The 13628-nt window shown below is 40.4% G+C and carries 12 protein-coding genes; 5 read left to right on the forward strand and 7 right to left on the reverse strand.

Annotated features, from left to right (window positions below; all coding sequences use genetic code 11):
• Positions 1-35 precede the first annotated feature (35 nt).
• Positions 36-542, forward strand: coding sequence for a YqeG family HAD IIIA-type phosphatase (locus tag DWW43_RS03160; RefSeq protein WP_119962707.1), 507 nt, complete (start codon positions 36-38; stop codon positions 540-542).
• Positions 543-756: 214 nt separating this feature from the next.
• Here DWW43_RS03160 and DWW43_RS03165 read toward each other — a convergent pair whose 3' ends face one another.
• Complete coding sequence (locus DWW43_RS03165; RefSeq protein WP_008402949.1) at positions 757-2829, reverse strand: hypothetical protein; 2073 nt, start codon at positions 2827-2829, stop codon at positions 757-759.
• Positions 2830-3012: 183 nt separating this feature from the next.
• Positions 3013-4791 carry a DNA mismatch repair protein MutS gene (locus DWW43_RS03170; protein ID WP_243104386.1) on the reverse strand — a complete coding sequence of 593 codons (1779 nt, stop codon included), beginning with the start codon at positions 4789-4791 and terminating at the stop codon, positions 3013-3015.
• Between the two features lie 292 nt (positions 4792-5083).
• On the opposite strand from DWW43_RS03170, the gene DWW43_RS03175 reads away from it, so the two are divergent.
• The gene (locus DWW43_RS03175) at positions 5084-5509 is read left to right on the forward strand and encodes a hypothetical protein (protein ID WP_008402953.1); all 426 of its coding nucleotides are present in this window, start codon (positions 5084-5086) and stop codon (positions 5507-5509) included.
• Between the two features lie 68 nt (positions 5510-5577).
• Here DWW43_RS03175 and DWW43_RS03180 read toward each other — a convergent pair whose 3' ends face one another.
• Genes DWW43_RS03180 through DWW43_RS03190 form a run of 3 tightly spaced genes read right to left on the reverse strand, consistent with a single transcriptional unit; the run spans position 5578 to position 8370 of the window.
• Entirely contained in the window at positions 5578-6489 is a 912-nt protein-coding gene (locus DWW43_RS03180) for a hypothetical protein (protein ID WP_133302390.1), read from the reverse strand.
• Between the two features lie 5 nt (positions 6490-6494).
• Positions 6495-7382 (reverse strand): TPM domain-containing protein, encoded by an 888-nt coding sequence (locus DWW43_RS03185; protein ID WP_119962710.1) that lies wholly within the window; start codon positions 7380-7382, stop codon positions 6495-6497.
• A gap of 1 nt (position 7383) precedes the next feature.
• Entirely contained in the window at positions 7384-8370 is a 987-nt protein-coding gene (locus DWW43_RS03190) for a hypothetical protein (RefSeq protein ID WP_008402956.1), read from the reverse strand.
• A gap of 262 nt (positions 8371-8632) precedes the next feature.
• On the opposite strand from DWW43_RS03190, the gene DWW43_RS03195 reads away from it, so the two are divergent.
• From DWW43_RS03195 to DWW43_RS03205, 3 genes are all read left to right on the forward strand, one after another.
• A complete protein-coding gene (locus DWW43_RS03195) occupies positions 8633-8881 on the forward strand; it encodes a hypothetical protein (RefSeq protein WP_008403060.1) in 249 nt (82 codons plus the stop codon).
• Positions 8882-9203: 322 nt separating this feature from the next.
• Positions 9204-9815, forward strand: coding sequence for a hypothetical protein (locus DWW43_RS03200; protein WP_119962711.1), 612 nt, complete (start codon positions 9204-9206; stop codon positions 9813-9815).
• 77 nt (positions 9816-9892) lie between these two features.
• Entirely contained in the window at positions 9893-10150 is a 258-nt protein-coding gene (locus DWW43_RS03205) for a hypothetical protein (RefSeq protein WP_119962712.1), read from the forward strand.
• A 58-nt stretch (positions 10151-10208) separates the two neighbouring features.
• On the opposite strand, the gene leuS is transcribed toward DWW43_RS03205, so the two are convergent.
• Together leuS and efp are read right to left on the reverse strand one after the other, a co-directional pair.
• Entirely contained in the window at positions 10209-12626 is a 2418-nt protein-coding gene (leuS, locus tag DWW43_RS03210; protein ID WP_008403056.1) for a leucine--tRNA ligase, read from the reverse strand.
• 91 nt (positions 12627-12717) lie between these two features.
• A complete protein-coding gene (efp, locus tag DWW43_RS03215; RefSeq protein ID WP_044946272.1) occupies positions 12718-13275 on the reverse strand; it encodes an elongation factor P in 558 nt (185 codons plus the stop codon).
• Between the last annotated feature and the right edge of the window lie 353 nt (positions 13276-13628).

Raw genomic sequence — 13628 nt, forward strand, 5'->3', positions numbered from 1 at the left:
TATAATTTCACTATCTTATACTATTGGAGTTTAACATGTTTCAGAAATTTTATCCATCAGAATATTATACATCAACCTATGTCATTGACTTTGCCGAATATTATAAAAAAGGCTATCGTGGCATCTTATTTGACATTGACAATACCCTTGTTCCCCATAATGCTCCGGCAACAGAGGAAGCAATCAGACTTATCCACCGGTTAAAAGAGATTGGATTTGGTATCTGTCTGGTATCCAACAACAAAGAGCCAAGAGTTGCGGAATTCAACAAGCCTTTGGATGTAAAGTACATCTATAAAGCCGGGAAGCCAAAACGCTCCGGCTACCAGAAAGCCATGCAGCTTCTCGGCACCGATACTACAAATACTCTCTTTGTCGGAGACCAGTTGTTTACAGATCTCTGGGGCGCAAATAACACCGGTATCACTTCACTGTTAGTGCAGCCAATCGATAAAAAAGAGGAGATCCAGATTATCCTGAAGCGGATTCCTGAAAAGTGGATCTTACATTCCTACCTGAAAAAGCATCAGATTGTACGGTAAATCAGGCAGGCTTCCTTCTAAATATGTATCTATATAAAATGAGAGCTGATACTACTTATTATTACACAAGTCGCTTTCGCTCTACCTTCGACGTAACGGTACATAAGGTTGCAAAATACGCAACCTAAGTACCGACGCTCAGGTAGGCTTGTTCCATAATAATAGTATCAGCTCTCATTTTTATTTACACAATTAATTTGTAGCATAATAAATATTATACTAACATATCCATGTTCAGACGTTTGATTACCTGGAAGGATTTTGCACGAAGCTCTTCTGCATCAAACTGTGACAGCATGGTATCTTTGTCCCACTTTGTCTTCATCAGTGCATTTAACAGATCTTCGATATACGCCTTTACATATTTTACGTTTTCTTCTGACTTGTCTTTCAGAAGAACTACGATGTTATCGATTGCTTCAATCACACCGGACTCCTGCTGCTTTACAGGTGACTGACCTGATTCATCAGATAACTCGATAACCTTACCTGTCTTGGTAATGATTACCTTCTTATTCGGAGAGCTTGCAGCCTTCGAAGTTCCCTTCTTGTCAAGCATTCTGTGAATTACTTTTACAAGACATGCAACGGCATAAGTAGCTTCTTCTGCAGTCGGCTTCTCAAGTCCCTTATCATTATGCTGATTCCATAACCATTCGGACTTGCATAACATCTCTTCCACGGAAGCATCACGTAATAATCTTGCAAGGTCAGCATCTGCAGCTGAGCCTTTGTTCTTTCCAAAGAATCCGCCACCGGAAGTCTGAGTCTCCTGACCATATTTTGCAGGTAAAACAATCTTATTATAAGTTTCCTGTAAATATCTCTTTGCAGTATTCAAATCATATCCCGAACTGATGATCTGTATCTTACCACCACCAAGTCCGTTTACAACCATGTCCTCGGCAGCCATGAATAACAGATGCTTCTGTCTGTCATCGATCATCTTCTTGATCTCATAATTAGTCTTGCTCTTTTCAAGGATTGAATTCTTACGAACCTTGAATGCTTTAATCTTTTCCTTTACACTGAAGAACTGCTTCAGAAGGTTAGGATTTGCATTCACATAATTGTTGATCCATGTTAATTCTATGTACTGATGCTCTATCTTATTTGAAATCTCATATACATTGTAACCATCAAATACTACGTTTAATGTTGTATAGAGAAGTTCAAGCATCTCATACTTCTCTTCCCATGAACGAGATGACATATCCTGATTTACAATAGCCTTGATACCGCATTCATAGAAAACGAGGTTATATTCATATAATCCTTCAAAGATATTGGTCTTACCATTTAACTGAGAACCGGTTCCGAGAGTCTGAAGATTCTTCTTCATCTCAGGTTCGTCTTCGATATACTTGTATACCTTCTTGATAAAGCCTGCGACTTCTGTAAGAAGGGTGTCAATTCTCTTATTGTAGATCTCCTGCTTGGAGATAGCTGATACAACGCTTCTGGACAACACGCTTGTACTCTGTGCACTGTTACAGTTACGGATCAGTTCCTTGAAGTTCTCGTATACCGCAAGATTATCAATAGGGATATATTCTGCATTCAAGCCATAGAACTCAAATGCTTTTGCATAATTCTTATCATTGATATATGCATTAAATAAGCCAATGCTGAACTGGATCTTGTAATCATTCCCAACATGTGGGTCTTCTACTACATAATCAAAAAGTACTTCCAGATTATTGATATATGCATCTGACTTTGCTGTTGAAAGCGGAAGTCCCATCTCCATAACAACATTGATCAGATCCAGATATCCCATAACCGCCTTATCAAAATTCTTAGGTCTGTCATCGTCCTCTAAGATCTGATAGCTTACATTGATAAGTAATGGGGCGATACGCTCCCCGATCAGGCGCATAGCCTCCGAGAACTTCTCTGTCTGATATAAGTAGATCAACCAGATACTGTATCTGTAAATGCCGGTTGCACTGATAGGTGCATCAATATCAGCCGGATCAATATCACCATATATGAATTTGAACAATGGCTCTATCCATTCTTCGATCTCATAACGACCGGTCGCTTTAATGTTAAAATCAACAAACTCAGCCAGCTCGTATAACTTTGTACACTGAGCCTTTACCTCGTCATCAACCATCATGGATGATAAATCAAAATTACTGTCTTTCAGATAATCGATAACAAGTGCATAAAATCCGTCCTCAACCTGTTCATTCAAAAATCTGATCAATAATCCTTTATTATTGGATGCTGCTATGGATAGAACATTATTATCATTGTCCGATGCAATGTTAGCTGGTAGCATATTCTATTCCTCCTTTTTTGTCTATTCTTTGTATGCTTTCGATAAAATCACTTTCATATTTATAACTATATCACAAAACATTTTACTGTTCAATGAATTTTTGGTAATTTCTACAAATCAGCATTGTGCATAATTGCTGAAAATTCAAATCACATGAATCAAAAAACGTTTTGTCAGTATTTACTAATCAAGTCCTGCCATATGAAGGATCGCCATTGCATTTGTCGTCGTACATCTGCCATCCTTCTTCTTATAATCAAATCGCAGCTGATCACCTTCGTAGTATTCTTCAAAATGATAATTTACCGCCGGCACACCGGCTTCATTTTTCAGGTCACATAATTCAAAATCATGGGTAGACACGATTGTCATAGAATTATCATCCGATAACTTTTTAATAACCTGAGACGCTCCCACGATACGATCTGCCGAATTGGTTCCTTTGAATATCTCATCGATCAGGCATAACATCGGCATATCATTTTTCTTATACTCTACCATGGATTTGATCCGAAGGATCTCTGCATAGAACGTGGATATACCATTACTGACATCATCTGTTACTCTCATCGATGTAAAAATCTTCATGTAATCCGCGTGCATATTCTCCGCACATACAGGTGCGCCTGCATATGCAAGGATCAGATTGATTCCAAGAGTACGCAGGAATGTCGTCTTACCTGACATATTCGATCCTGTGATGATAGTCGTTCCGCCCTTAAATGCTGCACCATTTGGAACTACCTTTGACGGATCGATCAGCGGATGACGCATATTCTCTGCCGTTACCTCTACTTTATCGTGTCTTGTCACCTCAGGATATGATACATCTCTGGTCCGTGCGAGTGCCGCAAATGATAACAGTTCTTCCATTCTTGAGATTGCATGGATCCAGTCTTTCACCTGACTTCCATACCGATCTCTCCACTTATCCATCATAAAGCCCAGATGAAAATCCCATAAAAGCAGACCGCAGAGAACCTGATGGATGATCGGATTATAGCGGATATTAAATGCCGAACTGATCCGCTCCAGCTTCTTTACAGCGTTTAAAGCACCTGTATCCTCTGAGATCGTATTCTTTATATCCTTTAACAGCTCTGAATCAAAATTCTCATCCGATATCTGTTCAAACATTTTAATATAATCATCGATCACATAACCGAATGAGATCATCGGCATAACAGCCTGCCCTGCCACTCCCGAAGTGATCCATGCAAATAACAAAACAACAAAAAATGAGATCAGGGAATATCCGAGATTTACTTTTCCCATGATGCCAAGGATCAGTAAAACGATCGTCACAAGAGGAAGCAGGAAACGAAGTATATTAAATATTCCTGATATATGTTCATCGCTGGTACAATAAGCAACAAATTCATCAGATGAATATTTTTTTTTCTTACCCATTCCGGACTTCACACATAAGGTTTCAAATCCCATTGAAAAATCATGCTTCTCTGTCAGTTCTCTTACAGCATCCTGTCGTTTCTTTCTGTCTTCTGATGCAAATTCCGGCTGTCTGAGCGTCTCCGCAAGCAGCTGTCTGCCATCCTCCGTTCCTGCTACGCAGATAAACTGATAGAGCGAATTTTTACCCATAATATCCAGATCCTTTGCGACCAGATCTTCATCGGTCAGATACTCTGATCCGTCTTCTTCAAATTCTTTCCAGCTGTCATCGTAACGTTTCAGATAACGTTCATATACTATTACCTTTGCCCTGTTATATTCCAGCTGTTCATTTAATTTGCCATGCTTAAATACTAAGAATACAAAGGCCACCACCGCAAGAATTCCTGCTATAAGAAATGGTATATTGGAATCATATAAACCAACGATCAATCCGCCTGCCATCACCAAAAACATCAGAAAACGAATCGTACCGATGCCGGAATAACGGCTTTCCAATTCTTTCTGTTTCTTTTTTAATTCTTCCAATTCTGTATTAAAACGTTCCATACTGCGTCCCCCTTTGCTCTCTGTCATTTCTATCTCTCCTTGATCCTGTCTTCTTAATTTCTTTTGATCAGCTTTAATCCGATCATCACATTTATCTTTCATATACGTTGTATATCTTTGAAAACTATAGCATACTTCATCCTATCAGGCAAATGTTAAAAGTTCGTAAAATCTGCCTGTTATCCCTTTTGTTTATCAATGTTTTCTTGCTTTTTAAGTGTATACATATTAAAATTATGGAAACGTTATTTATAACGACTTTTACATCATATATAGAAGGAGATTATGCATTATGGGAAAAGGTAAATTATTCAAAGCCGCTGCTACGATCGCTGCGATCGGCGGTGTTTGCTATGTATTCAGGGACAAGATCAAGAATTCTACCGTATACCAGTCTTTAGATATGGATGATAAGGTAGAAAAGGTTAAGCATACGATCAAGGAAAAGATGCCTGCAAAAGAAGAAACCGCAGACCGCGATTATTTCTCTCTGGATGATGCTGTCGATAATACCGATACAAACGCTGAAGCTGCTACTGTAGCTGAAAGTGTATCAGATGTTACCGCCAAAGTAGACGATCTTCTCTCCGATATACCTTCCACATCGGAAGACGCTGCACCGGAAGAAGAAAGCCCTATCCTCTATGAAAACGAGGGATTATCCGATGTATCCGAGGATCTCGATGTTATCGAAGAACAGGATAAGTTGGATCTTTAATATCAATTAAAAACAAATACACCCGTCCGATCCGAATCGTTGTCACACTGTACAACAGCACATCCGGATCAACGGGTGTTTTTCTTCTGTATCAATGGAATTATCTCATCCACGATGCTCTCAGATTTAAAATTATGCTCATATATCATTCCGGCAGCATTTGATATGATCAGCTTATAAATATTATGTCCTGTCCTGCCCTTACGCTCTGTATGTTTTGAAATTACTTCTATATTCCTTAACAGTACAATGTCTGTTCGAAATAACGTACTGATGATCAGATATTTCTTTGTCACATAACAATTATGACTCTCATATACGACCGCATCATGCAGCTGGCGGTTTATATCACGTACAACCAGCTTCCTGTCAAACACTCCCTGTAAGTGTCTGATCCGGGGATGATACCACGGACAAAAGATACAGCAGACGATCTCAACAAGCGATAATGCCATCATAGCAAGTGCAAGATAAAATGCCAGCTTCACAATTCCGTAAAATGTCTTCGGATAATCAATCTCGCTGATCATATAATCATATGTTATCTTTTCAAGCTGCTCCTTGCTTATTCCCGCACTTTCCGCACACTGGGATAAAATATAGCTACAGGTAGCCGGATCTTTCTTCAACTGTCCCTGCACCGTATAATCTCTTATAACAGTCTCCGTATCATCGATCAACACGATCATGAATTTATCATTTATCCATGCACAGTAATATCCCCCGACACGTTTACCATCCATACAGTAATCATACCCCATATACTGAAGCTTATCAAAAGCCATCTCTACATTCGATATTCCGGAATTATACAATCCCGGAATATCTGATAGCTGCTTTATGGTATGAAATGTAAAATTTCCAAGCAGATGAAACTGTACCATCAAGCCTGTGAGAACTGCCATTATAACTGCACTTCCGAGCAGCGACATGACTGTATTTTTTAATAAAAACAGATTTAATCGTTTATTCTGCATCATACGCCTTAGAAATGGCTGCCGCCACCGCCATGGCTGCCGCCTCCACCGCCACCGCTGCTGCCACCGCTGCTTGACGACTCAATTTTTACGCTTGTGACATCTTTACGGATGAAGATATCACGATGATCCAGAAGCTCTACATTTCCATTTACATATGTATTTAATGTAGTTGTATCCTTGCCCGCCTTCTTTGACATATTGGTGATAAAGAAGACTACCGCACATATTATAACCGCTACAAATATAAACAACGGTGATACATGAATTCCTCCGCCATTTGCACTCTTCATGCAAATAGCAGCTTTCTCGATCATGACCGTAAATCCTTTCTCTGCATCCGAACGCAGATATTTACCACCGGCCTCGGTTAATGATGATGCCTTTGAATCACTGATCCGGGCACGCACTCTGGTTCCCGATGTACTCATCCATACATCTCCGGCCTCATAGTTAGCTGCAATTACAATACTATCACTCGGAACATAGCCATCACTTGTGCTCCGATTGCTTGAAGGATCATATTCCCAGTTCTCCCAACCGAAACGGTTCTGATCACACATTGCCGTTGCAACTGCTTTAATTGCTTCAAACTCGGCATAATATGTATCAGACCAATATGTATCAAACATATCCTGTGCCTGTTCATTGTTGATCGTTACAACTACGATATCCGCACCTATCTTATCTTCATATTCTGCAATGACATCTTCCAAGCTCTTCTCTTCAGAAGATGTAAGTTTGTCTGCATAATCAAATACTCTCTGATCCGTCAGACATTCTGTGTTGCTTCTCTTATCATGCTTCAGATTCTGTTTGCTGATCAGCGCACTTCCAATCATCAGAACAAATCCGATAACAAATAATACTAAAACGGTGATCTTATATTTCTTCATATTAAATCACCTCCAGGATCATAGCTATGCCGGAAGCACACGCAGCTACCGATGCAGCAAATGCTGCTGTAAGTCCGATCGCACGGCTGACGCTTCTCGGTGGTGTACCCACACACTTACCTGTCTGACCATTTACATAGAACATATAATTCTGTCCCTGATACCGATATTCATAGATCCATACAGGCATCAATGCAAATCGGTTCGCCAGCAGTTTATTATTTGCGTTCATATTCTCAGATGTCAGGCTGGTATAACCGGAAGCTTTCTGCTCTGCCCATTTCTTTGATGTATCATTTACCTTGGTTACTGCTCTTCCCGATAACTGATCCGGCGTATAATTATATATCTCCGCCTCAAAGCCTGACAGATATTTGTTATCATGCTGAGTCAGCTGATCATAACCATATGGCTCCATCTGATCCATAATACCATCCGGCATCTCGATCGAAGCATCAACAGGGATACCGTTATACTTGATATGCAGTTTGCGGTAGACATCAAAATAGGATGTCTCTGTGTATTTTCTGTCGCCGGAGGTCCATGTACGAACCTTTGTACCAACGGCTTTATAATCTACGTTTGTATCAAAATCATACAGCCAGAACGGAACATAGACTCCTCGAAGCCGCTCCAGTGTCTTTGTAGACAGGAAATCAGATGGCAGAAACAGCTTCTTTCCAAATTCCTGTTTTAACTTTTCTTCTGCATCTCGTTTTGACACCTTAAATGGCAGAATTACATCCGGTCCATATGGATATACGATAAAATCATCCCTGATGATTGGTACCCCACAAGCCGGACATTTACCGGCAGATCCGTACTCGTTCCGGTATGTAATCTGTGTTCCGCACGCAGGACATATCATCGGTGTCTCGGATGGAATACTCTGTTCGCAGTCACTTCCACCACAGCTCATACATTTCATATGTCCGCTTTGTGGATCATACACAACATTTCCACCACAATTCATGCACTTATAAATCATGTATTCTCTCCTCCCGGGTTAACCCCTTTTTAACATTAATTTTTGATAATTATTGCATCCTTGCAGGCAAGTGATTTTGCACTCATTATATCATATGCTTCGCACATTCTATGCATTTCGCAAAATCAGCATTCTTGCGAGCAAATAATTTTGCGTTCATTATATCATATCCTTTTTTTTTCGTATATTGTTTTTCTGTTTTTGTAACATTTGAATCAATACCGAATAGTCTATAGCATAAAGAAAATTGGAGGTATTTACCATGAGTGATTTATCAGCAACACAGTGCGGTTGTGGAAAAAACGGAATGTTTGGTTTCGGCGGAGGCAGCTGCTCCTGCATCATCATCCTTCTTCTTCTCTTCTCATGCTGCGGAAATGGTTTTGGAAATGACTGTGGCTGTGGCGGCGGAAGTAATGGATGCGACTGCATCTGGATCATCCTGATCCTCCTTTGCTGCTGTGGTGGATGCGGCAACGGAAATGACTGCGGTTGTGGATGTGGATGCTAATCCTGAAATTCTGACCCCCGACTGTCATAAGCTATATCAGTTCTATATCCTTAACAGCTATAAAGCCTCTGTACGGATATAAAACTGTAAAAAAAGAACTATATGCCGGAATTATCACCGAAATCGCCTGATAATTCCGGTTGTTCCTTTATAACAGACAGGGAACAACTCATTCTGTTGTTATTTCTTTTTCATATTTTTATGCATTATATATCCATTTCTTTCATAAATAATAATTGTAAGCACTACATTACATACCTGAAAAATCCATCCGGATAAACCGTCTCTTACTTTTGAAGAAATGAAGGGAGCCTTGCATTGTATGGCACAGATACCACATTCTCATCCTCTTGACAAATTAATATCCGATGATCGTCTGTTTCTTCTGGAAGCAATTCTCCCCTTTGTTGACGGACCTATGCGTATGCCGCTCATTATCTATCTGAAAATGATGGAACTCCAACAGATCATGCGTGTGATCAACAACCAGTCCTATGTTCGTCAGTGTGATTTCAACCGCGATTTCCATAATCAGAATGATATTCTGGCATCGTTAGCTCAATGTGGTTTTCCGGATATCGCCGATCAAATGAAAAATATGCAGCAGGCAATGAATATGATGCAGGTTATGAATGATATGAGCCGGACCGATTCTGCGTTTTCGGATTTTCAAAGCATTTTCCAGGCTTATGACCAAACCGTTCAAGCTGCACCGGATAATACATCTATATCCACAGATACAGAATATACAAATAATAATCCATCCATACAGGGGAACAGAACAGATGAGAAAATTCACGATTCCTCCACACATGAAAACACGGAAAATACTGATACAACTGATCAGTCATCATCCCAACATAGCGACAATTCCATGGATCACATCATGCAGTTGTTACAGGAATACGACACGAACACCCGGTCTGCAATCTAACCGGTCATTATAGATTATCCATACATATAACCGGAATCAAAATAAATCCTATAAAACAGAAAGGACGATCCATTGCCATGAATCAATTTGAAAACGACCCCCGCCTGAAAAATCTTATGCCCCTGAAACGTCAGATTATTCTGGAGCTTGCAAACGGTTCCCACAATGCTACTATGGAACAGATGCTCCCTCAGATCATGCAGTTAAACCGGGAGCTTCAAAAACGTAATCTGTCTTTCTCAAAAGAGGAATCCAATCTTATCATGGATATTATGATGGAACAGGCTTCCCCTGCCGAACGCCAGAAGATCGCTATGTTCCGCCATTTCCTGTAAAATATAAATAAGCAGCTTTGCCTGCCCTGCAGGCACACTGCTTATTTGCTTGACAGATTTATTTCATCACAATGTTTACGATTCTTCCCGGTACATAAATTTCTTTTACGATGTTACCGGTCAGCTTGTCTGCGATAGCTTCTTTTGCCTTTGCAATAACATCATCCTTTGGATCATCTTTATTGATAGCAAGAGTCGCCTTCATCTTACCATTGATCTGAACTGCGATCTCTACTGTCGACTCAACTGTCTTTGCCTCATCGAATGTCGGCCAGGATGCCTGATAAAGATATCCTTCGTAACCAAGAATGCTCCACATTTCCTCTGTGATATGCGGTGCAACCGGGTTCAATAATGTAAGAAGCGTCTTCATTTCGCCCTTTGTTACTGCATTCTTCTTATAGAAATCATTTACAAGTGCCATCATAGCAGCAATAGCTGTATTATACTTCAGATTCTCAAAGTCAGTTGAAACCTTCTTGATCGTCTGATGCATCTTTGTCTCCATATCCTTAGAGTAAGCATCACCATCTACTACGATATCCTGCAGCTTCCATACTCTCTCAAGGAAACGGCGACATCCCTTTACACCATCATCTGACCATGATGCAGCAAGATCAAAGGCTCCGATGAACATCTCGTATGTTCTTAATGTATCTGCACCATATGCATTTACAATATCATCCGGATTTACAACATTTCCTCTGGACTTACTCATCTTCTCGCCATTCTCACCAAGAATCATACCATGGGAAGTACGCTTCTGATATGGTTCCGGTGTAGGAACAACACCCTGATCATACAGGAACTTGTGCCAGAATCTGGAATAAAGCAGATGAAGTGTTGTATGCTCCATACCACCATTGTACCAGTCAACCGGCAGCCAGTATTTTAATGCTTCCTTACTTGCCAGTGCTTCTGTATTCTTTGGATCCGTGTATCTCAAGAAATACCATGATGAACCGGCCCACTGAGGCATGGTATCTGTCTCACGCTTTGCAGGTCCTCCACAGCATGGACACTTCACATTTACCCAGTCTGTCATAGCTGCAAGCGGTGATTCTCCGTTATCAGTCGGCATATAACTCTCTACCTCTGGAAGCATCAACGGAAGTTCGCTTTCGTTAAGAGGAACATAACCACATTTATCACAGTGAATGATTGGAATCGGCTCACCCCAGTATCTCTGACGGGAGAATACCCAGTCACGGAGCTTATAATTAACCTTTGCCTTACCGATTCCCTTTTCTTCCAGGAACTCGATCATCTTCTCTTTTGCATCTTTTACCTGTAAGCCATTTAAGAAGCCGGAATTGATCAGAACACCTGTTGCAACATCTGTAAATGCTGCTTCATTGATATCTACTTCTTCTCCGTCCTTTGCTACTACCTGAATAAGCGGCAGGTCGAATTTCTTTGCAAATTCCCAGTCTCTTTCGTCATGTGCAGGAACCGCCATGATCGCACCTGTACCATATGACATCAGTACATAATCGGATACCCAGATTGGGATCTCCTTCTCATTTACAGGATTGATCGCTACCAGACCATCGATAGCTACACCGGTCTTATCCTTTGCAAGCTCGGAACGCTCAAAATCGGACTTTCTGGCAGCCTGCTCTCTGTAGCTTTCGATCTCAGACCAGTTCTTGATCTCATCTTTATATTTATCAAGCAATGGATGCTCCGGTGATACAACCATATAAGTTGCTCCAAATAATGTATCACATCTGGTTGTGTAGATACGAAGCTTATCTTCTTTTCCTTTGATCCGGAAATCTACTTCCGCACCTGTAGAACGTCCGATCCAGTTCTTCTGTGATACTTTTACTCGCTCAATATAATCAACAGTATCGAGCCCTTCGATCAGCTTATCTGCATATTCTGTGATCTTTAACATCCATTCGGATTTGACCTTACGGACAACCGGCGCACCGCAACGCTCGCAGACACCATTTACAACTTCTTCATTTGCAAGACCAACCTTACAGGATGTACACCAATTGATCGGCATTTCTTTCTTATATGCCAGACCTGCCTTGAATAACTTCAGGAAGATCCACTGTGTCCATTTGTAATATTCCGGATCTGTTGTATTGATCTCACGATCCCAGTCAAATGAATATCCAAGGGAATGAAGCTGTGCCTTAAATCTTGCTACGTTATTCTTTGTTACTTCCTTTGGATGGATCTTGTTCTTGATCGCATAATTCTCGGTCGGAAGTCCAAATGCATCCCAACCCATTGGATAAAGAACATTATAGCCCTGCATTCTTCTCTTTCTGGCTACAATATCGAGTGCTGTATATGGTCTTGGATGACCAACATGAAGTCCCTGTCCGGATGGATAAGGGAACTCAACTAATGCGTAATACTTTGGTTTACTGTAATCATCTGTTGCAGCAAAAGCCTTGTTATCATCCCAGACCTTCTGCCACTTCTTCTCAACAACTTTATGATTATATGCTGTTGCCATGTCATTTCCTCCTGAAAAATGTTTGTAAAGTGTAATAGGAGCCTAATCATATATGACCAGCTCCTACTATCTCTCTTATATTCTGATCGGATTAAACTCTTGAAAGATACTCGCCTGTACGTGTATCGATCTTGATCGTATCTCCTTCATTTACAAATAAAGGAACATAGAGTGTTGCTCCTGTCTCAACTACACAAGGCTTTGTAGCACCTGTAGCTGTATCACCCTTTACACCAGGCTCGCACTCTGTGATCAGTAATTCTACAAATAAAGGTGGCTCTACACCAAATACAGAACCATTGTGAGAAACAAGCTTACAGATCTCGTTCTCCTTAACGAACTTTAATGCATCTCCGATCGCTGCTTTATTCAATGGAATCTGATCGTATGTCTCCGGATCCATGAAGTAGTAAAGATCACCGTCATTGTACAGATACTGCATATCTTTTCTCTCGATATGAGCCTTCTCGCACTTCTCTGTTGGACGGAATGTCTTTTCTACCACACCACCACTCTTGATATTCTTAAGCTTTGTTCTTACAAATGCAGCACCTTTACCAGGCTTTACATGCTGGAACTCTATAATCTGATAAATATTTCCTTCAAATTCAATCGTAACACCATTTCTGAAATCACCTGCTGAGATCATCTCTGCCATAATTTTCTTTTCCTCCTTAAGATATGAACTTCTTGTGACATTTTATAATATTCTACAGAATATTTCAACTACTTTTTACCAATTCCTTAGGCGTTTCCTGACCTCCCGGACGATTAGCGGCTTGATATGTCTCTTTCATAAGGCTCTTGCGCTCTATTTCAACGTAACGGCACTAAGCTCGCCGAAAAATCCGGCTCACTAAGGGCCGACGTTGAAAAAGGCTTATTACAGAGACATATCACAACCCCCAATCTGGGAATGGGGATATAAAAGTTCTACACCCTCTATCATTCTTGATTCAAAATTTTTTAATTGTTTCATACAACTATTGCGTATAATCCTAA

Source organism: Clostridium sp. AF15-41, assembly GCF_003604095.1.
In the GTDB taxonomy this organism is placed as follows: domain Bacteria; phylum Bacillota; class Clostridia; order Lachnospirales; family Lachnospiraceae; genus Coprococcus.

Bases quoted from the DNA above. Each gene is read 5' to 3' on its own strand.
- DWW43_RS03195 (WP_008403060.1), top strand. From the start codon at position 8,633: ATGAGTGATTTATCAGCAACACAGTGCGGTTGTGGAAAAAACGGAATG.
- DWW43_RS03180 (WP_133302390.1), bottom strand. From the start codon at position 6,489: ATGATGCAGAATAAACGATTAAATCTGTTTTTATTAAAAAATACAGTC.
- efp (WP_044946272.1), bottom strand. From the start codon at position 13,275: ATGATCTCAGCAGGTGATTTCAGAAATGGTGTTACGATTGAATTTGAA.
- leuS (WP_008403056.1), bottom strand. From the start codon at position 12,626: ATGGCAACAGCATATAATCATAAAGTTGTTGAGAAGAAGTGGCAGAAG.
- DWW43_RS03190 (WP_008402956.1), bottom strand. From the start codon at position 8,370: ATGATTTATAAGTGCATGAATTGTGGTGGAAATGTTGTGTATGATCCA.
- DWW43_RS03200 (WP_119962711.1), top strand. From the start codon at position 9,204: ATGGCACAGATACCACATTCTCATCCTCTTGACAAATTAATATCCGAT.
- DWW43_RS03160 (WP_119962707.1), top strand. From the start codon at position 36: ATGTTTCAGAAATTTTATCCATCAGAATATTATACATCAACCTATGTC.
- DWW43_RS03185 (WP_119962710.1), bottom strand. From the start codon at position 7,382: ATGAAGAAATATAAGATCACCGTTTTAGTATTATTTGTTATCGGATTT.
- DWW43_RS03170 (WP_243104386.1), bottom strand. From the start codon at position 4,791: ATGGAACGTTTTAATACAGAATTGGAAGAATTAAAAAAGAAACAGAAA.
- DWW43_RS03165 (WP_008402949.1), bottom strand. From the start codon at position 2,829: ATGCTACCAGCTAACATTGCATCGGACAATGATAATAATGTTCTATCC.
- DWW43_RS03175 (WP_008402953.1), top strand. From the start codon at position 5,084: ATGGGAAAAGGTAAATTATTCAAAGCCGCTGCTACGATCGCTGCGATC.
- DWW43_RS03205 (WP_119962712.1), top strand. From the start codon at position 9,893: ATGAATCAATTTGAAAACGACCCCCGCCTGAAAAATCTTATGCCCCTG.